Below are 22,166 nucleotides of genomic sequence, written 5' to 3'. Positions count from 1 at the left end.
GACTGCAGCGCGTTTTTCATTTCCCCGCTGGCACGCTTGCTTCGACCAACTGAGTGCGGGAAAAGCACCCTAAAGAATACTGTCCAACGCCTTGGCGAGTCTGGCGACCGCGCCTTCGACGTCATGCAGTTTGTCCAGGCCAAATAATCCGACGCGGAAGGTCTTGAAGTCTTCAGGCTCATCGCATTGAAGTGGAACGCCGGGCGCGATCTGCAAGCCGGCATCGGCGAATTTCTTGCCAGATCGTATGCCGTCATCGTCCGTGTAGCAGACCACGACGCCCGGAGCTTGAAAACCTTCGGCCGCCACGCTTTTGAAACCTTTGCTACTCAGGAGTGAGCGAATGCGCTTGCCGAGTTCAAGCTGCTCCATTCTCACTTTATCGAAGCCGTATGCCTCGGTTTCCTTCATGACGTCGCGCAGCGTCGCGAGACTGTCCGTGGGCATCGTGGCGTGGTACGCGAACCCGCCGTTCTCGTAGGCTTCCATGATCTGCAGCCATTTGCGAAGATCGCAAGCGAAACTGGTGCTGGTTGTTACATCGATTCTTTCGCGTGCGAGAGGGCTGAGCATGACCAGTGCGCAGCACGGTGACGCGCTCCATCCCTTTTGCGGCGCGCTGATCAGGATATCGATGCCACTAGCCTCCATGTCCACCCAGATCGTACCGGAGGCGATGCAATCCAGTACAAACATGCCGCCGACAGCGTGAACAGCGTCGGACACGGCACGCAAATAGGCATCAGGCAGCATCATCCCGGATGCAGTTTCGACATGCGGCGCAAAGACCAGATCTGGTTTGTGCTCCTTGATCGCAGCTACCACTTCTTCGATCGGAGCCGGTGCATATGCAGCCTGCCTTCCTTGTTCGACCGGACGCGCCTTCAACACCATCGATTCAGACGGAATGCCGCCCATGTCGAAAATCTGCGACCAGCGGAAACTGAACCAGCCATTGCGGATAACCAGACACTTCCTGTTCGTCGCGAACTGTCGGGCGACGGCTTCCATGCCGAAAGTCCCACTGCCTGGGACGACAACCGCCGACTTCGCGTTGTAGACCTTTTTCAGGGCGCCGGAAATATCGCGTACGACTCCTTGAAAGAGCTGCGACATATGATTGATTGATCGGTCGGTGTAGACGACCGAATATTCAAGGAGTCCCTCGCGGTCGACATGGGGAAGTAATCCTGGCACGTTCGCCTCCGGTGAAAGACGATTAAAAGAATCGACAACACATTCTAACGAAAACCACCTGCAACGGCATCGGCCGAGAGGCTCCGTTACCCGTCTGGCAAGTTTCGGCATGGACCAGCCGTCGAGCCACGCCGTTGGGAATACACCAGTGGCAACAATCGGCACGATTGTGAACCTTCGCCGGAGCATGGTTTCATAATGAAACCCCCATCTTTCTTATGGGAGTGTGCCATGAATACCGAACAATCCCGTGAGGCGATGGGAGTCTTGCGAGACAAAGACAACTCCAGATTTAGATGTTGCGAAGGTTTAAGACAAAATCGTATTGAAGCGTATAGAAGGCGTCGCCCAAGCTCGTTCCGTCAGGTGCCACCCCGGGCTCATGTCGCACCCAATCGGCAATCAATGACGGCCGTACCCCAAAGACGGCGTCCGAGTCAAGATATTGGCCGCCATTGCGGAAAATGTGAGTTACCAGTGTCTCGTAACCAGGCGCAGCAATCATGAAATGGAGATGCGCGGGCCGCCACGGATGACGGCCCAGCGCATCGAGCAATCGGCCAACTGGTCCGTCATGAGGGATCGGATGTGCCCCGGCGAGTATTGAGCGAAAATTAAAGGTCCCGTCCGCTGCACTGCTCAGCCTGCCCCGGGTCTGGTGTTCAGCCGTCAACGAAGACTCTGGCCGCCGTTGAACGTCGTAGAAGGCGTCTTCGTCTGACTGCCACACATCGATTCGTGCGGAAGCAATGGGCGACCCGTCAGCGCTCAGAACCCTGCCGCTGACGAAGCAAGGCTCTCCAGAAGCTCCGTTGGAGATGTCATCACCGCTCTTGTACTCCCGCGCACCTTCAACAAACAACGGGCCGAAGTCGGTGGACTCGGTGCAGCCTGACGGCTTCTGATTATTCTGCGCAGTCACAAGCGTCGACAGGCCTAGCGTGTCCGATAGAAGGATGAATTCCTGCCGTTTGTCGTCGGTGATATGGCCAACCGCAGTCAGAAACCTGATCGCCCGAAACCATTCGTCCTCGGTAAGCTTCACTTCACGCGCGAACGAGTGCAGGTGTTGGACCAGACAGGTCATGACCGTGCGCAGTCTTGCATCTTCAGCCTCGCGCATTGATGCGACTACCGCCTGGGTAATTGTGTCTTCGATAATATTGCGCATAGGCCATCTCCGCGCGAGGTCGGGTTGCAGCAAGCCCGAATTCAGGAACTGTTGGATTCGGTGTCATCGCCCCCGCAGGGAAGGTGCTCACAGCCGGGCAAACCCGGCATGTTCATGTGTCGGTTAGCCGTACGACGGACCCTGCCCGATCATTGAGGAATAATCCGCTCGGCCTTGAGCCGATCGAATAGCGCGAAGAAAGCATCTGGCGTGCTTTGATAATCGAGGAAGCCGGCCTTGCGGCTCTTCGTCATATCCGTGAGCACTTCCATGGGGCGGCCAAGATCTGCGTCCGTGTGCCACCAGGAAGCCAGTTTGCCAATATCCGCTTCCTTCAGGTCGAATCGCGACGCGATGTCTGACCATTCTTGCCCGGCGTTCTGCATGCGAGCCTCAAGCGGACGTATTTCGCCATCGAACGGCACGGCCTCAATGCCGAAGTAGCCGGCGATTTGCGACCACAGCCATTTCCAGCGAAACACGTCACCGTTGACGACGTTGAAGTCCTCGTTGCGCGCGTTGACGGACGTAGCCGCCCATTCAAGGTGACGTGCGAGGAGCCGCGCATCGGTCATGTCAGTCAGGCTGTTCCATTGCGCTGCAGAGCCCGGAAAGACGAACGGCTGGCCCGTGTGCTTACAAAGCGTCGCGTAGACCGCCAGCGTGACACCCATGTTCATCGCGTTGCCGATCGCAAAGCCGATGATCGTATGGGGTCGATGCACGCTCCAGCTAAAGCCATACCGTTGTGCCGCTTCGAACAGCCTGTCTTCCTGCTCGTAGTAAAAGTTCTCCACGACCTGACGGCCTTGTTCTTCACGAAACGGCGTAATGGGTACCGCGCCGGTCGCATACGCTTCGAACGGTCCAAGATAGTGTTTCAGACCCGTGACGAGCGCCGCGTGCGACACGGTCCCCGATGGCCCTACCGCATCCAGCACATGACGCACCATGCCCCCATTCACACGAATGTTGTCCTTTTCGGTGGCCTGGCGAGACCACGCCGTAAAGAAAACATGGCTAAAGGACTTTCCAGCAAGCGCCTCGCTCACGGATGTCGCAGAGGTCAGATCGGCGGTGATCGGTCTGATGGCCGGCGACAATGCAGTGCGGCCTCGCGAAAGACCGGAAACGGTCCACCCGCTCGATAGCAACTGATCAGCAAGGTTGCTGCCGACGATACCGCTTGCGCCAATAATAAGTGCCCGGTTTTCCATGAGATAGATAGTCACAAAGTAAATGCCTGTCGACACGGGTTGGTTCTACGACCGATGACTGCCCGTGGGTTAGACGCGTCTCCAGCGAGATACTTAGAAGCCGTCGAACGAAGTTAGATCCGGACATGCGCCGTCAAAAGTTAATTGCAGCAAACGGCGGATCGCAGCGTATGACAGCGGCCGTGGATTCCAGTACGGGGACCGCATGGCGATTTCAGCCGCATGGTCAAGGTCGCCCGCCTTCAGGCCAAGCGTCTCGAGTGATGCAGGTGCGCCGAGTTGCCGCCCGAGTTCGTACAGGCAGGTAGCCGGGTCCGGCGTCCCTAACGCACGACGTAGTCGCTCAGACGCATCGGGCGCCGCTGGCAAATTGAACGCCATCGCATACGGCAGGATGACGGAGTGCGTCTCGGCGTGCGGCAAATTGAAGGAGCCGCCTAGCGTGTGGCACAGCTTGTGATGCAAGGCCATGCCCACGCTGCCCAGCACGGTTCCGCACAGCCACGCGCCGTATTGAGCGGCCTCGCGCGCTTCGAGGTCGTCGAGGCGTGCGCAGACCATCGGAAGCGCGCGCGCCAGACTGCTGATGCCCTCCTCGGCAAACATCGACATCACCGGATTGGAATCCTGTGCGTAGAGTCCCTCCGCCGCATGCGCAATCGCGTTCAGACCGCTGGTCGCTGTCAGTCCGACGGGTAGCGTGAGCGTCAGGCTTGCGTCGTAGATCACGGTGCGTGGCAACACACGATAGCTTTTGCCAGTCTTTTTTTCATTGGCCGCTGTCATGCCATAAATCGGCGTGACTTCGGATCCCGCGTAGGTGGTTGGGACCGCAACGATGGGCAACGACGTTTCAAGCGCAATGGCTTTGGCGAGTCCAAGCGTCGAACCGCCGCCCACCGCGATCAGGCCGTCCGCATCTGCTTCGCGCGCTGCGTCGACGCCGGCCTGTGCGGTGGCGACTGGCACATGCATCACAGCGCCATCGAATATGCCCGCGCAACGCTCACCACCCAGCTTACGGACACGATCGGCGAGAAAGCGCTGTTCGGGAGTGGACAATACGAGGGCACGACGAATACCCAACTCGTCGAGTTCCTCTCCGAGGCGTTCAAGTGAACCTGCACCGAACACGATCCGTGCCGGTCGGGCGTTATAAGTGAACGGTGTCATGACGAGCGATTCAGAACGAAATCGAATTCGAGTGTGCTGAACGGCGTTTCCATTGATGTTCCGTCTGGCGTCGTGCCTTCTTCGTGTCGGACCCACTGCGCGACTAGCGAGGAGCGCACCCCGAATACCGCATCCGAATCCAGATACGGGTCGCCGTCGCGGAACACGTGCGTCACGAGTCTTTCGTAGCCCGGCGCGCTAATCATGAAATGCAGATGCGCCGGTCGCCACGGATGACGCTCAAGCGCGGTGAGCATCCTGCCCACCGGACCATCGTGAGGAATCGGATAGGGCTCGGCGACGATCGAGCGGAAATGAAAACTGCCGTCAGCGAGGCTGTGCAGTGCACCTCTTGCACGATGCGCGTCGTCACCGGCATGCTGCACATCATAGAACCCGTCGGCATCGGCCTGCCATACCTCGATGCGCGCGCCACCCACCGCTTCACCGTCCGGTCCCTTCACCGACCCGGAGACGAAACAAGGCTCGCCGTTTGCACCGTTCGCCACGTCATCGCCGTTTTGATAAACCGGTGCGTCCTCAACGAAAAACGGCCCGAAAACCGTCGCCTCCGTGCAGCCTGGCGGCTTGCGGTTTGCCATGGCGGTAACGAGCATCGACAACCCCAGCGTATCGGACAGCAGAATAAACTCCTGGCGCTTGTCGTTGGTGATGTGGCCGATATCGGTCAGGAAGTGAATACCCTGCTCCCACTCGCTCTCGGTCAGGTTCACCTCGCGTGCGAATGCATGCAGGTGGCGCACCAGACTCGTGACAATAGTCTTGAGCCGTTCGTCGGCGGCATGTTCGTGCCGCGCCAGAACCGCTTCAGTGATCGTGTGTTCGTCGAGATTTCGCATAACCGTCGCATCGCTCGGAAGTGGGAGGGGCTATCGATTGTCTACGCGTTTCAGGAAGGGCCGAATATCCACCGTGCGCCAGATGCCGGCTTCATTGAACGGGTCATTGCTGTTAAAGCGCATCACGTCGGCGATATCGTCGGCTTCATACAGGAAGAAACTGCCGATCATCGTTTCCTGATCGCCGGCTAGCAGCGGACCCGACATCACGGTCTTGAGCGGCGAGGTGGCCAGATAGGCTTTGTGCGCTTCGTAATGAGCGAGTCGGCGTTCGACCATGTTGTCATGGTCCAGACAATAAACAGTGAAGTGCATGGAGGTTCCGGAAAGAGTCAGTTATGGAAACGCGTCGGTCAGTTTTCGATGCCCGCGGCTGCTTCAACCGCACGAACGATCGAGAAGAAATCGAGTTCTGCCCCGTCGCCGTTTGCATAGTGCTCGAACTGTTCGCGTACAAGCGACGCTGCGGCCATCGGCACACCGGCGTCGCGGCCCGCATCGACGACGAGCGACATGTCCTTCAACATCTGTTTCGATGAAAAGGCCGGCGAGAAATCTCTTTGCTTGAGCGGATCAAGCTTGTATTTGATGAGCGGAGATGCAGCAACGCTATCGCCAATCACCGTCAACATTTCGACCCAATCGAGACCGCCCTTTTTGCCGAGGGTCAGCGCTTCAGCCAACAGCACGGCAGTCGAGCCGACAAGATGGTTGATTGCAAGCTTCAGATAGCGCGCCTGCTGATCATCGCCAACGTAGTACTGGCGCGCGGATATTGCCTCGAAAACCGGCAGCATGCGCTGGAACGCTGCTTTAGGACCGGAGGCGAATACGGTCAGTTGCGCTTTCCCGGCGAGCATCGTGCTGCCCGATACCGGCGCGGCAATGAAATCAACGCCCCGTTCGCGCGCCGAGTCCCGCACGGTCTCAGACACCGCCGGCGAGACCGTGCTCATGTCGACATAGACGGCACCGTCACGCGCATTGGCCACCACACCCTGCGGACCGAGTGCGACCTTTTGCAGCGCCGCGTCGTCGGGTATGATCGAAAAGATAAACTGTGTCAACGCGGCAAGGCTTGCAATATCGGGCGACGCATGCGCGCCACGCTGCGCCAACTCTTCCGAGCGCCGCTTATCCATGTCATACACTGTCACGTCGAACCCAGCCCTGAGCAGATTTTCGACAATGGGCAAACCCATCTTACCCAAGCCGATCCAGCCAATTGTGGGCTTGTTCTGCGTACTTGTATCAGTCATGCAAATCTCCGGGCGGCTTTAGCGCGTCTGCGGGTTGATCAGGATTTTCATCTTGTCGCTACCATTGTCGCTCAGCACGTCGAACCCCTTGGCGACGACATCGTCGGCATCGATCAGGTCGTGAATGAGTTTTTCCACCGGGAATTTTCCATTGGCGATCATGCCGATAATTCGCGGCCAGATAGTCACCGGATAGCACCAGGTCCCTTCGATGCGAATGTCCTTGAGCGACCATTTCATGGGATCGACGGTAGCGTTGCCGACATGCAGCCCTGCCTGCACAACAGCCCCCGCCGAACGGACCGCGTCGACGCAAGCGTTAAGCGCGTGTTGATTGCCGGCACATTCGATCGCAACGTCCACGCCGACTCCTTCAGTCAGATCCCGGATTTTTTGTGGCAGTTCACCGTCTGTCGGATCGAATATCTCGCTCGCCACGCCGAATCCGGCCATTTTCGCGGCACGCGCGGGGTTGGGGTCGCTCACGAAAATCTTCGTAGCGCCGGTCGCATGACAGGCAAGCGCAGCGAGCACGCCAATCGGACCCGCACCCGTGATGAGCACCGTCGAGCCGACTGTGACGCCACCGCGATCCACGGCATAGAGTGCCACTGCTGCCGGCTCGATCAGCGCGCCCTGCTTGTCGCTGACGGTGTCGGGCAGCTTGTTCGCGTGATAGTCGTTAAGCACCGTATATTCGGCCATACCGCCGCCGTCCCAGCTCAAACCCACACAGCCCATCTTCGTGCAAAGATGACGCATCCCACGCACGCAGTAGTAGCATTGACCGCAGGACGCGAGCGGCATCACGGAAATGCGGTCGCCCGCTTGCACGTTCTTTACGTCCTTGCCAACCTCGACCACTTCCGCGCTGAATTCATGTCCCAGCACCTGCGGCGCCTTCGCGCCGGTCAGCGCATGGGGTTCCGTGGGGACGACAATCGGTCCCGCCTGGTATTCGTGCAGGTCGGTTCCACAGATGCCGCACCACATAGGCTTGACGATCATCTGGTTTGCGCCCATGCCGCTCGGGTCGGGCACATTCTCGACGCGAATGTCGTGGGCACAATGAAAACGGACAGCTCTCATGGATCTACTCCTGTTTAAAAGCCTTGTTCACCGGAGCCGGCGCGTCACGTAGCACGCAGACGCCCCGATGATGATGACGCCCTTGACGATGATCTGGGCCTGAACCGGCATGCCGATCAGCAACACGATGTTGAAGACGATGACGAGAATCGCTGCCCCCGCGAGTCCGCCAAATAGTGAGCCGCGACCACCGGACAGTGCGAGTCCACCCATCACGGCGGCGACAATCGAGTCGAGTTCAAAGCCGCGCCCGACCCAGTTGTCGACAATGCCCACATAGCCGGACAGCGCCAACCCGGCCACGCCTGCTAGCAGCGCGCTGATCACGTAGCAGACAATGCGCACCAGATCGGGACTCACGCCGACCAGCCGCGCGGACTCGGCATTGCCGCCGACCATGTAGACGCGTCTGCCGAAGGTCGAAAGATGCAGCAACACCCCAAAGACCACAGCGCATACCGCAAGCATCAGGACACTCACCGGCGCGCCGCCGAGCGTGCCAGTGCCCATTGTGTGGAAGAGCGGCGGCACGTTGCCGGAAGGAGAGCCCTGCGTGTAAGCGAAGCGGATGCCCTGCAGCACGACGGCGGTTGCGAACGTTGCCAGGAATGGCGAGACCTGGCGCTTGGTCACGAGCAGGCCGTTTAAGAGCCCGGCGCATAGGCACATCACAAACGTCGCGCCAAATATCGCAGGTGCCGAGGCGTTAGTGCCGTCGAACGCGGTCGCGATCACAGCCGCCGTTGCCATCACTGAGGCCACAGAAAGATCGAGACCGCCAACCAGAATCACGAACACCTGGCCAATCACGACGATGCCGAGGGGCGCAAACTGCACCAGCATGTTCAGGACGTTGTCCGTACGTAGGAACGTCGGCGATAACACACCCGACACCGCGACAAGAAACACGAGGAACAGGAAGATCCCGTATCGCCTGAGGAGATCCGTCGAGAAGAATCGTGCGATGGGCGGCCGGCGTTTGGATACGACTGAGTTCATGCCGACACCCGCTTGCGTTGCAGATTCACCGAGACCGCGACGATAATCGCCGCGCCCTGAATGACCAGCTGGTAGTGCGACGGAATGCCAGCGAAGTTGATCAGGTTGTTTAGCAGGCTGAGCAGATAGACACCAATCAACGTACCGATCACACCGCCCCGGCCACCGCTGAGCACCGTACCGCCCACCACAACCGGCGTAATCGAGGCGAGCGTGTAGTTCGCACCAAGGTACGGCTGTCCCGAGCCGAACTGTGCCGCGAGATAGATGCCGGTCAGGCCTGCGCAAACCGCCGAGAAGGCATAAACGAACAGGATCACCCGGGCGCGTGGAATGCCCGTTAGCGTCGCCGCGTTCTCGTCGTCACCGACCATGTATACGTAGCGCCCAAGCTTGAAATGACGCATGAAGAACGAGACAGCGAAGTACAGCAGCACGACAAGCGTCGCCGTCACAGGGATGCCCGCGTAGCGCCCGTAGGCGAGCGAATCGAAACCATCGGGTACATTGCCGGCCGGCCCGGTGGAATAGTAAAGAATCGCGCCTTGCAGAACGGCCCCCATACCGAGCGTTACGATCAACGGATGAACGCGCAACCAGAGGATCAGGAAGCCATTGGCCAACCCGACGGCGACTGACAGCACCAGGACCGCGGCGATCGCCGTACCCCAGCCGCCGTAGGGGTTGTCGGCGAGGCCCGAGGTCAGCGTTGCGGTGACGCTGATCAGCGAACCGACTGACAAATCGATTCCACCGGTCAGTATCGCGACGGTCTGCCCGAGCGCGACCATCGCAAGGCCGGTCGCCTGCTGGTGCACGTTGAGCAGATTCGGCAGCGTTGCGAACCGGTCGCTGACATAGGCGCCTGCGAACAGGAGAACGAGAAGAAGCGCACCTACCGCGTATGCCGCGCCATTCGGCGCGATGTGATGCTTGAAGAGATTCCCGTTGCTGCTAGCTGGCGAAAGCATGTTCGCCTCCTTGTGGCTGCAATTGAGCACCGGTGGCGAGCCGCATGATGTCGTGCTCGGTCATCTGAGCGCCGCTGACCTCACCGGCAATACGCCCTTCGCGCATGACGAGGACACGATCCGACATGCCGATCACCTCCTGCAACTCCGAACTGATCATCAGGATGCCGAGCCCTCGCGCGGTCAGTTGGCGCATGACCCGGTAGATTTCGGCTTTCGCGCCAACATCCACACCGCGGGTCGGCTCATCGAGAATCAGCACGCTGTCGGAGACACGCACCCAGCGGCTGATCAACACCTTCTGCTGATTGCCACCAGAAAGTGTGGCTACGCTGCCACCTGGACGCGCGCCGGCAATACCATATTCCTTGATCGCTAACGCACCTGCGTCACGCTCTGCGCCTGCGCGAAGCAGACCGAAACGCGAGACACGCTTTAATGTCGTGGCGGTCACGTTCTGCGCGACGTTCAAGTACATCAAAAGGCCTTGCGATTTGCGGTCCTCGGTGACGAAGCCAAGGCCCAGCCGGATAGCGGCGTTCGGCGTCATCCGTTTGCGGCGAGTGCCGCGTACCTCGACCGTGCCGCGCATCGCACGCATCGCACCGAAGATGCCCGAAGCCAGTTCAGTGCGTCCCGACCCGACCATGCCTGCCAGTCCGACGATTTCGCCGGCCCGCACAGCTAGCGACGCGTCGAACACGCGATTGCCGACCTGCAATCCTTCGACCGCGAGCAGCGTGAGCGTATCGTTCGGGAGGTTCGCCTTCGGTGGATAGATTTCGTTCATTTCGCGCCCCACCATCATGCGCACGAGCCCATCGCGGGTCGTCTCGCTGACCGGCTGAGTGCCCACCTTGCGGCCGTCTTTCATCACGGTCACCCGATCGCAAAGCGCGAAGATTTCTTCCAGCCGGTGCGAGATGTAGATAATCGCCACGCCCTTGTCTCGCAGTACACGCAGCCGCTCGAACAACAGTTGCACTTCCTTTCCCGCGATCACTGCGGTCGGCTCGTCGAGTACAAGGACGCGGGTCTCGGCGGCCATCGCTTTGGCGATCTCGACCATTTGCTGATCCGCGACGGACAGATTCCCCACCCTCTCCCGCGGATCGAGCTGCACACCGAGTTCTGCGAGCAATGTCTGCGCGAGGCGGTTCATCTGGCGATGGTCGATGGTGCCGAAACGTGAGCGAGGCTCAGCACCCGCGAAGATGTTTTCGGCAACGCTCGATTGCGGGAATAGCACCAGCTCCTGATAGATGACATGGATGCCGCGCCGCTTGGCATCCGCCGCCGACTTCCATTGCACAGGCTGACCGTCAAAGCGAATCTCGCCTTCGTCAGGCAAATATGCGCCCGCCATCACTTTCATGAGCGTGGACTTACCCGCACCGTTTTCGCCGACCAGGGCGTGGATTTCTCCAGCACGCACGCCGAACGAGACCGCATCAAGACTCTTGACGCCAGGAAAGCGCTTGGTCACCTGCAGCACCTCGATCCGGTCTCGAATGGGTCCCTCGTTCGTGGCAGGGGCAACGGTTTGCTGGCCGTTCATTTTTCCCCCGGCAACTTGACCTTGAATGTGGACGGGTTGTAACCCGGTCCCATCCCACCATCGATGAGTTCATCCGGCGGTCCCTTCGCATCCACGATCTGGTCAATGTATTGATCCGGATGCGGGACCGACGCGGTTTCATCACCACGTGTCAAAGCGATCTGCGGGCTGATCTCGTAGATCTTGGGCAGCGGTTCACCATTCAGCACCTTCAGCGCGACATCGATCGCCGTGCTTCCCATCGAGGGCGGGTAGCCGATTTCAAGCATCGGGATCTTGTACTGAAGCGCAAGCTGAAGCGGACCATTCAGATCGGCCGTGGTATGCGGCGGAATCTCACCTGCCTTGAAGCCAGCGGCGAGGAACGCATCAATTGACCCAGCCACCGGCAGGCCATGCGCGCACCACACGGCGTTAATGTTGTGGCCATACTTTGCAATCATCGCTTGCATCTGCTGCTTCGCCTTTACGGGGCTCCAGTCCGAGTACACGGTGTCCAGCACCTTGATACCCGGATACTGCGCGAAGACTTCATGTGCCGCAGCTTCGCGGTCGGCGCTGACGCTTGAGCCCGCCTGCCCGGCAAGCATGATGACGTTCCCCTTGCCATGCAGCTTTTCGACGATCCACTGTGCCCAGACCCGGCCCATCATCGCGTCTGAGCCCGTCACGAAGGACACAAAGTTATCTGACGAAATGCGCCGGTCGACCATCACCACGGGAATACCTTGCTTCATCGCACGCGTGACAACCGGATCGAGTGCTTTCTGCGTATTCGCGCTAACAATCAGCAAGTCCACGCCGCGCGAAATCAGATCCTGAATATCCGCTGCCTGCTTCGCATCATCCATGTTGCCGTTGGTGATGATGAGTTGCTTGATGACGTCGGCGTGCTCAGACGCGGCCTTCATCAGTGAATGCTGCATCACAACACGCCAGCTATCGCCAAGACCCGCGTTCGCGAAGCCGATCACGTACGGAGGCTTCTTCTTGAATTTGGCCGTGTCGGAGAACGGAATCTGGACCGCCGGATTGAACAGAAAGGTTCTCGGCGCGCCGGCGTAATCGGCATGTGCACTGATCGCCGGAAGAAAAAGGACTGCTGCGACTGTAAAAACGCTCGCACGTGTGAAGTGAATCAAGCGACGCATGTATGTCTCCATGAGTGTTTTTGGTGATCGCCCGGCGCGGAGTCGCGGTATCTTGCGAACGCCTGCTATGCGCGCGCAGCAATACCTTTGTTCGGCGCGCGATCTATAATCAGCGCTGCCGCCGCAAAAACAACGAATACCTGGCCGACGGCACAAATGTGGCACGAATGAACCGGCGCATCTAGCAACTGCCATTACTAGTAATGGCAGTAATAGGGAAAGTATCGGGAGACGCGGAATGGAAAAGCAGCAACGGTTGACTGAACTGGCTGATTTTTTGCGGACGCGCCGCGCGCGGCTGCGGCCTGAAGACATTGACTTTCCCGCGGGCAATCGCAGGAAAACGCCTGGACTGCGGCGTGAAGAAGTGGCCGAACGCGCCGGCATCAGCGTGACCTGGTATGCGTGGCTAGAACAGGGCCGCGAGGTCAACGTGTCATTCAAGACTATCGAGAGTCTTGCGAACGCGCTCAATCTCTCAGCGCATGAGCGCACTCATCTGTTCGAGCTTGCCAACCATTACACACCGCCCGGACCCTATCCGATCGCGCAGAACGTGACCGACACGGTGCGCCGCATGGTTGATCAGTTGGGCAATATGCCGGCGTACGTCGTCGACGGTAACTGGAACTACGTCACGTGGAACGAAGCGGCGGTCAAGATATTCACTGATTTTCGCAAGATGCCCGCGGGACGCTGCAATCTACTGTGGTTCACCTTTCAACACGAAGGCGCACGTTCGCTGTTTCATGGTTGGGATGCCTACGCAAAGTGCGTACTGGCGCAGTTCCGCGGAGATTACATCCTGCGTCCATCCGGTGAGGTGTTTCTCAGGGACCTGGTTGAAGAATTGACGGATACCGATGCGGATTTTTGCCGCTGGTGGGCGGAGCATGAAGTCCTGAAGCGCAGCGACTGGCGCAAGGTGATCGAGCATCCTGTGGCTGGCGTGCTAGAACTGGATGCGCTCTCGCTCGAAGTGCCCGATGCGCCGGGAATGAGGATCATGATCTACACACCGGCCCCGTCAACTGATACGGCGCAGCGCATCGAAGCACTGATGAAGAGTTCGCGCGCGGCGGAAAAACCCTTTGAGGCGGCGACGGTGCTTGAGACGTTTCGCAACCCTCGTTTATCGGCTGGAAGAAAGGGGTAATCGCGAGCCGATCGCACCCCTAAGCGACTATGGTGGCGATTTGGTCTTGTCGCCTACTACGCGTCATCAGGAGTCGAGCGCCGGATTTTCCCGTAGTGCCAATGCCATCGCATACAGCGCAGCCAGATAGCCATTCACACCGAGTCCGCAAATGACTCCCATCGCAGCCCTGGAAATCAGGGAATGCCGATAGGTTTCGTCACGCTTGTGGATGTTGGTAATGTGCAACTCGATCAGCGGACGCCGCACAAGCTTCACCGCGTCAAACACCGGCACTGAGGCAAACGAGAATCCCGCTGGATTGATGATTACGCCCACGTCGCGCTCGAACGCTTCCTGCAGCCAGTCCACCATAGTGGCTTCGCTATTCGTCTGTCTGAAATCGCACTTGAGGTCCAGCGTGGCGGCAAGAGTCTCGACCCGCTGCTGGACTTGTGCAAGCGTGGTGGTGCCATACAGATGCGGCTCACGCTTGCCAAGCATGTTGAGGTTCGAGCCGTTCAATACATATACGAGTTCAGTCATGTTAAATCCGTCCGGTTACTCAATCTGACGTTCGCTGCCTTGAGGCGGCGAAGAACACCTACGACTCAGGTTCGGCGGCTCGGCACGCCACCCTGCAAATACTCCGACTCGCCTGAGAGCTTCGCTGCCGGGTCGGTACGGTTCATATCGATACCAAGCGTTTCGGGTGCCGTCAGGATCATGGTCAACGAAATAATGTTGAACACGACACACACAGCAACGACGCCCCACGGAGAGCCGCTGCAAATCGAGAAAAGCCAGACCGCAAGGACCGGCATAGGACCGCCTGCGATCAGATTCGCGCCGGTATAGGCCAGTGCCGAACCCGAATAGCGCACGTTGGTCGGAAAGGCCTCTGCGAACGCGACAGGCTGGATGCCACTCTGAAACTGAGTGAAGCCAAGGAAGAAACCCATCGCCGCCAGCATCGGAACGAAGCTCTTCGTATCCAGAATCTGGAAGTAAAAGAACAGCATCAGCAACGTCGCGATCGACCCAATGGCAAGCGCCTTCCTGCGGCCGATTCTGTCGCTGAGCATGCCGCCCGCGAGTGCACCTACGATTGCACAGACATTGGCACCCATCAGCAGCAGGAAGCCGGTCTGTTTCGGTATGGCCAGCGTTTTCGTGATGTAACTCAGCGAAAACACCACAATGAGGTAGAAGAGAGCTGCCGGGCCGCAGAAGAAAATCATCCAGCGCAGCACCGTCCGCCAGTGAAATCGCAGCGCGTCGCGCAACGGGCTGCCAACATGGACCACCTCGGTCTTCCGCAGTTCTATAAACGCCGGTGTTTCGCTGACCTTGAGCCGGATATAGACGCCGACAATGACGAGAATAAAGCTCAGTACAAATGGGACGCGCCAGCCGTAGGAATCGAACGCCTGAGTAGAAAGCGTGGCCGACATCAGAAGCAGCACCCCGTTGGCGAGAATCTGGCTTAGTGGCGAGCACAATCCAAGCAGTCCAGAATATTTGCCGCGACGCTCGGGGCTTGCGTGTTCGATCGCCATCAACTGCGCTCCTGTTGATTCGCCGCCCAGTGCGAAGCCTTGCAGGATGCGTAACACGACAAGTAAAACCGGTGCCCACACGCCGATGCTCGCATAGGTCGGTAATACGCCCATAAACATCGAGGCCAGACCCATGACAGAGACGGTGCCTAACATGAGGTTTCGACGCCCCACCTTGTCGCCCAGATGTCCGCAGATGATCGCGCCCAGCGGGCGCGCGGCAAGTCCGACGCCGAAGGTCGCGAGCGACGCCAGCAACGCTGAGGTCGGATCCATCGAAGGAAAGAACAGCTTCGGAAGAACGGTTGCCGCTAGCGCGCCGTATAGCGTGAAATCGAACCACTCCAGTGCGGTGCCAATTGCGGCGGCCGTCACCGCTCGCGTGCGCATTGCCGTACCACTCTGATGCTGTGCCAGTTGACTCATCTCGTCTCCTTGTTCATCAACCTGTTGGGAACGCAACGGAATCGCGCGCCAGCTTCGCCATGACGGCAATCGGCTGTGCCATTCGTTTTCGTCGGATTCCTCATTTTTTTGGAGCGTCGCTTGACTGTGCCGCGCCCGTGGTTAAAGCTTAGCATCGTGGATTGGGACACCATTCCAAGCTGGAATTTGATACCGTAATGCGAAAAATAGCTTGCTTCGTCGGCCAGATCTCGGCGAGCAGAGCGTCCTGGAGACTGATATGCCCGGCGTCACCGAACGTACCCTCGCGGTCCTTGAATTCCTGGCCACGCAGATGGAAGGTACGCCGCTCGCGATGATCGCGACCGAGCTCGACATTCCCCGCAGCGCCTGTCACAGGTTGCTCGTCGATCTAAAGCAGTGCGGCTACGTCCGGCAGTTGCGCGAACACGGGGATTACGTGCTCACGACGAAGCTCGTCGGTCTGGGCCTCGGGTTTCTCGCAACTTCGGGCATCGTCGATATCGCGCAGACCATGCTCGACCGTTTAGCGGAAACGTCGGGCGAGTTGGTGCGGCTTGCCATCGTCGACGGCGATAGACTGACGTGGGTAGCAAAGGCACAAGGTGCGCTAAAGGGCTTGCGATACGACCCTGACATGGGTATGGACACCATTCTGTCCTGCAGCGCAACAGGTCATGCATGGATGATGACGATGACCGATGAACGTGCGCTCGAACTGGTCTCACGACAGGGATTCGGGCAGCCGAAGCAGTACGGCCCCAACGCTCCCACCACCATCAATGGTCTTCTGGAATTCGTTCACGCAGCACGCGCGCGCGGCTATGCGACCATCAATGAAGTGTTCGCGCCGGGCATGACGGCGATGGCCGCACCGGTACAGCGGCGCGGCTTTCCTGCGATCGGGGTAATCAGCATTGCGGGACCACTTGTTCGTCTTGACGAGAAGCGTATGGCAAATCTCGGACCCGCATTGCTTGCGGCCGCCAACGAATTGGCCGCCGCAAGCAATGCGTCGCCGCTCTTCAATCGGGTTCGATAAGTCTTGTCCTCTACCTGTTGCACGCCCAATTCAAGATCCCAAGGCCAGCAGCCTCGCATCTATCTCGGCCAGCGTGATGGTTCCATACTGGACCGGATCGCGCTTGCTAAACAGGTGTTGGTTGATGCCGTGTCGCATCAAGACCGTCTTCATCTGAATCTCCGTCACGCGGTCAATTGAGGTGAACCGTAAGCTGGTCGATGATGGCTCGCGTCTGGGGTCGAGCGCCGCGCCATCATGCAAATGCCTCTGCCGCCTGTTCCACCAGCATGCCAACGCCGTCCACGACGCCCAGCATGCCCGCATTACGCGCGAGGCGCAGGAAGGGCATCAGCGCCTTGCCGTAGATCAGTTCGTAGGCCGTGCCCATCGGGCTGAACACAGTCGGTGGAACTGGCGGCAACTCGCCGGTGAGGCTGGCAGATGTGGCGTTGACCACCAGGTCGAAGCACCCCATCGCTTCCAGGTCCCGGTAGTCGCAGGCGAGCGGCGAGCCGGGCGCGCCGACCTGCGCCACCCATGAAGCGGGAAATCGCTGGCTGCGCGGTCTGGTAGTGCAGTTGTTTGGCAGCGCGGGCTGACCTCATATGCTCCTTACCGGGAAGAAGGATTCCTTGCGGAGCCAGCAAGGCAGTTTTCAGTCAAAAAGTCGATAACTCCATGAATGGCATCCAGGCCCGCCGAATAATAAATGAAGGTCCCCTTCCGGCTGCTGGATACAAGGTTTGCGCGCGACATGTCCTTGAGGTGGAAAGACAGACTGGACGGAACGATTCCTAACTGCGCAGAAATCTCTCCTGCGGGCAACCCGCGCGGCCCCACGGCAACGAGCAGCCGGAAGATAGCCATGCGCGACCGGTGTGCTATGGCGCTCAAAGCAAGCAATCTGGTGTCTTCGTCCATTTGTGTAGCTCAGCAATTGTCGAAGGTCGCGTGCGAATGCTCTTGCGCCCGCACGCGCTCCGGACTATTACTCACGTCTGCCAGTGAATCAGGCCTCGTAGCGTGTCAGCGGAAACGCTCGTCGGTTTCCTCAGGCAATCCACCCACCATCGACCGTCAAGCTTTCGCCGTTGGTGTAGCCCGCTTCGGGGCTCGCCAGGTAGGCCACCGCCGCCGCGATTTCTTCGGGCTTGCCAAAGCGACCCACGCTCGCGAGCTTGGTCATCGTTGCGTGGTCTTCCGTCCCCGGCTGGGGAGCCAGTTCGGTGTCGATCGGGCCGGGTTGAACCGCATTGACGGTTACACCAAACTTCCCCAGTTCGCGCGAAAGGCCGCGCGTGAATCCCCGAATGGCGAATTTCGACGCGATGTAAAGCGTTACACCAGGCAGCGGCGCTGCTTCGCCGAAAGCAGAGCCCACATTGATGATGCGTCCCCACCCCGTCGTGACCATGCGCTTTGCCGCGTCCTTCGCCAGTTCGATCGGGGCCCGTACATTGAGGTTAAAGTGCGTGTCATACGACGTCGCCGACGACTCGAGGAACGGCCCGTATTCTACGGTGCCCGCGTTGTTGACGAGAATGTCGAGCCGACCTTCGAACCTGCCGCCGAAGACGCCATTCAACGTATCGATCAGCGCCGTCACCCCTTCGGGCTTCGACAGATTGGCGCCGACTGCTTCGGCCTCACCGCCTGCGTCGCGGATCGCCTTGACCACCGCATCTGCGCGGCCCGGACTCGACGCATAGTGGACGATGACGGATGCGCCGTCCCGCGCGAGACGGGTCGCGATGGCGGCGCCGATGCCGCGAGAAGAGCCGGTCACGAGTGCGAGTTTGCCTTTCAGAGCTTGCGTCATGATTACCTCGATAGTGAGTTTTGAACGGTCCGCTCACATGCCCATATACAGCGACTAGCGGACTGCTGCATGCGCGCCAACGCCTTCGTGCATTGGTTGACGCGTATCGTCCGCTCGTGGCGGGATACGCGGTAGTAATCGGCGAGGAATAGGTCCTATTCCTGGCACAACGCGCTTTCCTAGGCCCAGACGTCACCCGGTTGACTTCGCCCTCACCGCACTCCGTGTCTGACTATGGCAGCTTACATACCGCCCAGCGGTTTCTTCACCGTCAGCTTGTTGGTCACCGATGTCACTCCGGAAACTCCCCCGGCGATCGCCTCGGCCTTGCCGATCTGGGCAGCTTCCGTGACCGTGCCATTCAGTGTCACCGCGCCGTCTTTCGCGATGACACTGATGTCTCCGGCGCTGATTTCCTTGTCCTTCCCGATGGCGGCATACACCCGCCGGCGCAGGGCACGGTCCGCTTTCCTGCCCGCAGGAGCCACAGCGCCCGATGCCGTCATCTCGGACGCCCCTTGCGCACTGATGGGTGCACTGGCTGCTTGACCAGTTTGCGACCACGCCGTTGTGGACACTGCAACAAGCCATGCTGCGACCACCAGCTCGAGTGTCTTGATTGTTTTCATGGATGACTCCGGTTCATGAAGGTGACGAAATCAGAAGCTATGGCGAATGCCGACCATGGCCGCAGTGGTGGAGACACCCGGCGCAACCGGGGCTCCATAGATGATCGTCTGGTTCATCGTCCCCTTGTTGTTGACATACCCGACCTGCGCATACGCCTTGGTCCTCACGGACAGATTGTATTCCGCACCTATAGCGAACTCGCTTGAGTGATTCGCTGAATTGTTTCGGTCCTTCAGGTAGTAGAAACCGGACGTGATTTTGAAGACCGGATTGAACTGGTAGCCAAGGCCGCCCGATGCCATTTCGAAGTCAACGCTATTGCTCTTGGCGGGGTTTCTGGCAATAGCGTACGAGCCGGATACCGAAAAGCCGCTGATCGTATACATCGCACCGAAATAGTAGAAGCGGTTATTGTCCAGGCCGGTCGCTGGCGTCGCTGGAGCCGCTGGATAAGTCAGCGGAAACGGGTTGGTGTCATGCCCGTTGTAGTACACCGCGGACAGGTTCAAACCGTAATTCGAATACTTGAGCACGGCCGACTCGCGCGTGCCGCCCTGGAACTGTCCCGCGACCCCACCCGGCGCGTACTCCAGCGCAAGCGTCGTGCCATAGAATTTCGGCGAACTGTAGACCAGCGCGTTGCTGTCATACAGGGCGCCGATTGGAGCGTTTGTGCTGGTACCGGGCCAGCCGGCCGCCTGATTGATGCCCAGCCACGCCGTCAGGATGCTGCCGAAATACTGTGCGCCGCGTACGTCGGTTTCCGCCATCGCGTAGATCATCGGGATGATCTGGCGGCCGGCGTCGAATGTGCCAAACGGCCCGGTTGCGCCGACCGTCGCATACTGGTTGAAGAGCGCGGTCGTGCCCGGCGTGTCGGACAGTCCAGACTTGCCGTTCGTGGTGTTGAATGTGCCTTGCAGCTTGAACGTGATCTTGTAGCCGCCGCCGATGTCTTCGCTTCCCTTCAGACCCCAGAAACTGGAGTAGATGCCACCGTCCTTGAGTTCATAGACGTGCCCCAGGTTAGGCGCACGTGGCTGGAACGTTGCGGCCGAGGTGCTCTGATACAGGAGCCCACTGTCGGCTACGCCATAGAGCGTAACCGACGACTGGGCATGGGCCGCTGCTGAAAAAACGATCAGCACTACCAGGCTACCTGACTTGAATTTCATTGTGTCTCCTCCAGGGGTGGGGCGCGCCGGGTGGCCCCGGCTGCTTATGGCTTGTTACTTAAATGAAACTGTGTAGTTGCGACGTCGGTGTCTCAGGCCGACAGGTAGTAATCGCCGAACTGATCCCGTAGCTGGTTCTTGAGCACCTTGCCTGTTGCACCGAGCGGAACCGAGTCCACGAACACCACGGCGTCTGGCTTCCACCACTTCGCAACCCGGTCGTTAAAGAATGTGAGCAGTTCGGTAGCGGCGAGCGTGCTGCCGGGCTTCTTCACGATCAGCAGCAGCGGACGCTCGTCCCACTTCGGATGCCGCGCGGCGATGCAGACCGCCGTCGTGACTTCGGGGTGCAGATACGCAACGTTTTCAATGTCGCTCGAACTGATCCATTCCCCGCCGGACTTGATGACGTCTTTGCTGCGATCCGTAATCTGCATGAAGCCGTCGGGATCGATCTTTGCCACGTCGCCGGTCGGAAACCAGCCGTCGTGCAGCGGCGATCTGCCGTCATGGCCGAAGTACTCCTGCATGACCCAATGACCGCGCACGAGAAGGTCGCCAGTTGCGCTGCCGTCCCACGGCAAATCGCTGCCTTCCAGGTCGACGATTTTCATGTCGATGCCGAACACCGGGCGCCCCTGCTTCGCCTGAAGCGCGTAGCGCTCCTTCACAGGTAGAGACGCCTGATGCGCCTTGGGACTGCAGACGGTGCCAACCGGGCTCAATTCCGTCATGCCCCAAGCGTGCAGTACATCGACGTGATGGCGCATCTGGAACGCCATCGTCATCGCCGTCGGACAAGGAGCGCCGCCGATAATCGTGCGCTTCATCGACGAAAACGAACCCTTGATCGCGTCGACATGCGCAAGCAGTCCCTGCCAGACTGTCGGCACGCCGGCCGACAGCGTGACCTGCTCGTCCTCGATCAGGTCATGGAGCGACTTGCCGTCGAGTACCGGCCCCGGAAACACCAGCTTCGCACCCACCATGCACGCGATATACGGCAGTCCCCACGCGTTCACATGGAACATTGGCACGACCGGAAGGATCGCGTCGCGCGCCGAACAGTTGAGCGAATCCGGCAGCGCGGCAGCGTAGGTGTGCAGCAGGGTCGAGCGGTGGCTGTATAACACCCCCTTCGGATGGCCGGTTGTCCCGGACGTGTAGCACAGCGATGACGCGCTGTTTTCGTCAAGCAGCGCCCAGTCGAAAGCGTCGCTGTGACCGTCGATAAGATCCTCATAGCACAGCAGCATCTTGGACAGGCCATGCTCTTGCGGCATGTGCGCACGGTCGGTCATTGCGACGAAAACCTTCGGGCTCGTGACTCGTGGCGCGACACTCTCGATCAGCGAGAGAAACGTCAGGTCGAAGAACACGACGCGATCTTCCGCATGGTCGATGATGTACGCGAGTTGATCAACATGCAGACGGGGGTTCAGCGTATGCAACACGGACCCGGCCCCAGACACGGCAAAGTACAACTCCATGTGACGGTAGCCGTTCCACGCCAGCGTCGCCACCCGCTCGCCCGGCTGGATGCCGAGGCCTCTGAGGGCGTTTGCCATGCGGCGCGCGCGTTGCGCGAAATCCCGGTACCGATACCGGTGAATGTCGCCTTCGACCCGTCGCGACACGATTTCCTGTTCGCCGTGGTGGCGTTCAGCGTGCACCAGCAGCGACGCAACCAGAAGCGGTTGCTGCATCATCAATCCTTGCATCCTTGTTCCCCTGAATGACCGCATATTCCCGC

The 22,166-nt window shown here is 59.4% G+C and carries 21 protein-coding genes and 2 pseudogenes; 2 read left to right on the top strand and 21 right to left on the bottom strand.

The window, feature by feature from the left end; genetic code table 11:
• Positions 1 to 69 precede the first annotated feature (69 nt).
• The 12 genes from P3T40_RS23605 to P3T40_RS23550 all read right to left on the bottom strand — a co-directional run bounded on the left by P3T40_RS23605 (position 70) and on the right by P3T40_RS23550 (position 12,645).
• Positions 70 to 1,197 (bottom strand): alanine--glyoxylate aminotransferase family protein, encoded by a 1,128-nt coding sequence (locus P3T40_RS23605; protein ID WP_429270144.1) that lies wholly within the window; start codon positions 1,195 to 1,197, stop codon positions 70 to 72.
• Between the two features lie 292 nt (positions 1,198 to 1,489).
• On the bottom strand, positions 1,490 to 2,368 hold the full coding sequence (locus P3T40_RS23600; protein ID WP_429270117.1) for an intradiol ring-cleavage dioxygenase: 879 nt from the start codon (positions 2,366 to 2,368) through the stop codon (positions 1,490 to 1,492).
• Positions 2,369 to 2,517: 149 nt separating this feature from the next.
• The gene (locus P3T40_RS23595) at positions 2,518 to 3,585 is read right to left on the bottom strand and encodes an SDR family oxidoreductase (protein WP_429270143.1); all 1,068 of its coding nucleotides are present in this window, start codon (positions 3,583 to 3,585) and stop codon (positions 2,518 to 2,520) included.
• Positions 3,586 to 3,678: 93 nt separating this feature from the next.
• Positions 3,679 to 4,758 carry a maleylacetate reductase gene (locus P3T40_RS23590; RefSeq protein ID WP_429270116.1) on the bottom strand — a complete coding sequence of 360 codons (1,080 nt, stop codon included), beginning with the start codon at positions 4,756 to 4,758 and terminating at the stop codon, positions 3,679 to 3,681.
• Positions 4,755 to 5,618, bottom strand: a complete 864-nt coding sequence (locus P3T40_RS23585) for an intradiol ring-cleavage dioxygenase (RefSeq protein ID WP_429270115.1) — start codon at positions 5,616 to 5,618, stop codon at positions 4,755 to 4,757. Before P3T40_RS23585 ends, P3T40_RS23590 begins: the two co-directional genes overlap by 4 nt.
• Positions 5,619 to 5,648: 30 nt before the next feature.
• Positions 5,649 to 5,933 (bottom strand): YciI family protein, encoded by a 285-nt coding sequence (locus P3T40_RS23580; protein WP_429270114.1) that lies wholly within the window; start codon positions 5,931 to 5,933, stop codon positions 5,649 to 5,651.
• A gap of 38 nt (positions 5,934 to 5,971) precedes the next feature.
• Complete coding sequence (locus P3T40_RS23575; protein ID WP_429270113.1) at positions 5,972 to 6,877, bottom strand: NAD(P)-dependent oxidoreductase; 906 nt, start codon at positions 6,875 to 6,877, stop codon at positions 5,972 to 5,974.
• Between the two features lie 18 nt (positions 6,878 to 6,895).
• Complete coding sequence (locus P3T40_RS23570) at positions 6,896 to 7,966, bottom strand: 2,3-butanediol dehydrogenase (protein ID WP_429270112.1); 1,071 nt, start codon at positions 7,964 to 7,966, stop codon at positions 6,896 to 6,898.
• Between the two features lie 27 nt (positions 7,967 to 7,993).
• Positions 7,994 to 8,965, bottom strand: coding sequence for an ABC transporter permease (locus P3T40_RS23565; RefSeq protein ID WP_429270111.1), 972 nt, complete (start codon positions 8,963 to 8,965; stop codon positions 7,994 to 7,996).
• Entirely contained in the window at positions 8,962 to 9,936 is a 975-nt protein-coding gene (locus P3T40_RS23560; protein WP_429270110.1) for an ABC transporter permease, read from the bottom strand. The genes P3T40_RS23565 and P3T40_RS23560 overlap by 4 nt, the downstream gene beginning before the upstream one ends.
• The gene (locus P3T40_RS23555; protein WP_429270109.1) at positions 9,920 to 11,494 is read right to left on the bottom strand and encodes a sugar ABC transporter ATP-binding protein; all 1,575 of its coding nucleotides are present in this window, start codon (positions 11,492 to 11,494) and stop codon (positions 9,920 to 9,922) included. The genes P3T40_RS23560 and P3T40_RS23555 overlap by 17 nt, the downstream gene beginning before the upstream one ends.
• Complete coding sequence (locus tag P3T40_RS23550; protein WP_429270108.1) at positions 11,491 to 12,645, bottom strand: ABC transporter substrate-binding protein; 1,155 nt, start codon at positions 12,643 to 12,645, stop codon at positions 11,491 to 11,493. Before P3T40_RS23550 ends, P3T40_RS23555 begins: the two co-directional genes overlap by 4 nt.
• A 238-nt stretch (positions 12,646 to 12,883) precedes the next feature.
• Here P3T40_RS23550 and P3T40_RS23545 point away from each other — a divergent pair, with 238 nt between their 5' ends.
• Positions 12,884 to 13,801 carry a helix-turn-helix transcriptional regulator gene (locus tag P3T40_RS23545; RefSeq protein WP_429270107.1) on the top strand — a complete coding sequence of 306 codons (918 nt, stop codon included), beginning with the start codon at positions 12,884 to 12,886 and terminating at the stop codon, positions 13,799 to 13,801.
• A gap of 66 nt (positions 13,802 to 13,867) precedes the next feature.
• On the opposite strand, the gene P3T40_RS23540 is transcribed toward P3T40_RS23545, so the two are convergent.
• Both P3T40_RS23540 and P3T40_RS23535 read right to left on the bottom strand, forming a co-directional pair.
• Positions 13,868 to 14,326: a type II 3-dehydroquinate dehydratase gene (locus tag P3T40_RS23540; RefSeq protein WP_429270106.1), complete on the bottom strand. Its 459-nt coding sequence runs from the start codon at positions 14,324 to 14,326 to the stop codon at positions 13,868 to 13,870.
• Between the two features lie 65 nt (positions 14,327 to 14,391).
• Positions 14,392 to 15,765: an MFS transporter gene (locus tag P3T40_RS23535; protein ID WP_429270105.1), complete on the bottom strand. Its 1,374-nt coding sequence runs from the start codon at positions 15,763 to 15,765 to the stop codon at positions 14,392 to 14,394.
• A gap of 259 nt (positions 15,766 to 16,024) precedes the next feature.
• On the opposite strand from P3T40_RS23535, the gene P3T40_RS23530 reads away from it, so the two are divergent.
• A complete protein-coding gene (locus tag P3T40_RS23530) occupies positions 16,025 to 16,807 on the top strand; it encodes an IclR family transcriptional regulator (protein ID WP_429270104.1) in 783 nt (260 codons plus the stop codon).
• A gap of 33 nt (positions 16,808 to 16,840) precedes the next feature.
• On the opposite strand, the pseudogene P3T40_RS23525 reads toward P3T40_RS23530, so the two are convergent.
• From P3T40_RS23525 to P3T40_RS23495, 7 genes and pseudogenes are all read right to left on the bottom strand, one after another.
• A pseudogene (locus P3T40_RS23525) lies at positions 16,841 to 16,960 on the bottom strand (type II 3-dehydroquinate dehydratase); the annotation flags it as partial.
• A 19-nt stretch (positions 16,961 to 16,979) separates the two neighbouring features.
• Positions 16,980 to 17,324 (bottom strand): annotated as a pseudogene (gene aroE / locus P3T40_RS23520) (shikimate dehydrogenase); the annotation flags it as partial.
• A gap of 77 nt (positions 17,325 to 17,401) precedes the next feature.
• A complete protein-coding gene (locus tag P3T40_RS23515; RefSeq protein ID WP_429270103.1) occupies positions 17,402 to 17,710 on the bottom strand; it encodes an ArsR/SmtB family transcription factor in 309 nt (102 codons plus the stop codon).
• Between the two features lie 130 nt (positions 17,711 to 17,840).
• Positions 17,841 to 18,608 carry an SDR family NAD(P)-dependent oxidoreductase gene (locus P3T40_RS23510; RefSeq protein WP_429270102.1) on the bottom strand — a complete coding sequence of 256 codons (768 nt, stop codon included), beginning with the start codon at positions 18,606 to 18,608 and terminating at the stop codon, positions 17,841 to 17,843.
• 242 nt (positions 18,609 to 18,850) lie between these two features.
• Positions 18,851 to 19,237, bottom strand: coding sequence for a BON domain-containing protein (locus tag P3T40_RS23505; RefSeq protein ID WP_429270101.1), 387 nt, complete (start codon positions 19,235 to 19,237; stop codon positions 18,851 to 18,853).
• 30 nt (positions 19,238 to 19,267) lie between these two features.
• Positions 19,268 to 20,413, bottom strand: coding sequence for a porin (locus tag P3T40_RS23500; RefSeq protein ID WP_429270100.1), 1,146 nt, complete (start codon positions 20,411 to 20,413; stop codon positions 19,268 to 19,270).
• 92 nt (positions 20,414 to 20,505) lie between these two features.
• Positions 20,506 to 22,134, bottom strand: a complete 1,629-nt coding sequence (locus tag P3T40_RS23495) for a 3-(methylthio)propionyl-CoA ligase (protein WP_429270099.1) — start codon at positions 22,132 to 22,134, stop codon at positions 20,506 to 20,508.
• Positions 22,135 to 22,166 lie beyond the last annotated feature (32 nt).

Source organism: Paraburkholderia sp. EB58 (assembly GCF_050436665.1).
Classification (GTDB): domain Bacteria; phylum Pseudomonadota; class Gammaproteobacteria; order Burkholderiales; family Burkholderiaceae; genus Paraburkholderia.
This window is presented reverse-complemented; position numbering and strand designations above follow the sequence as displayed.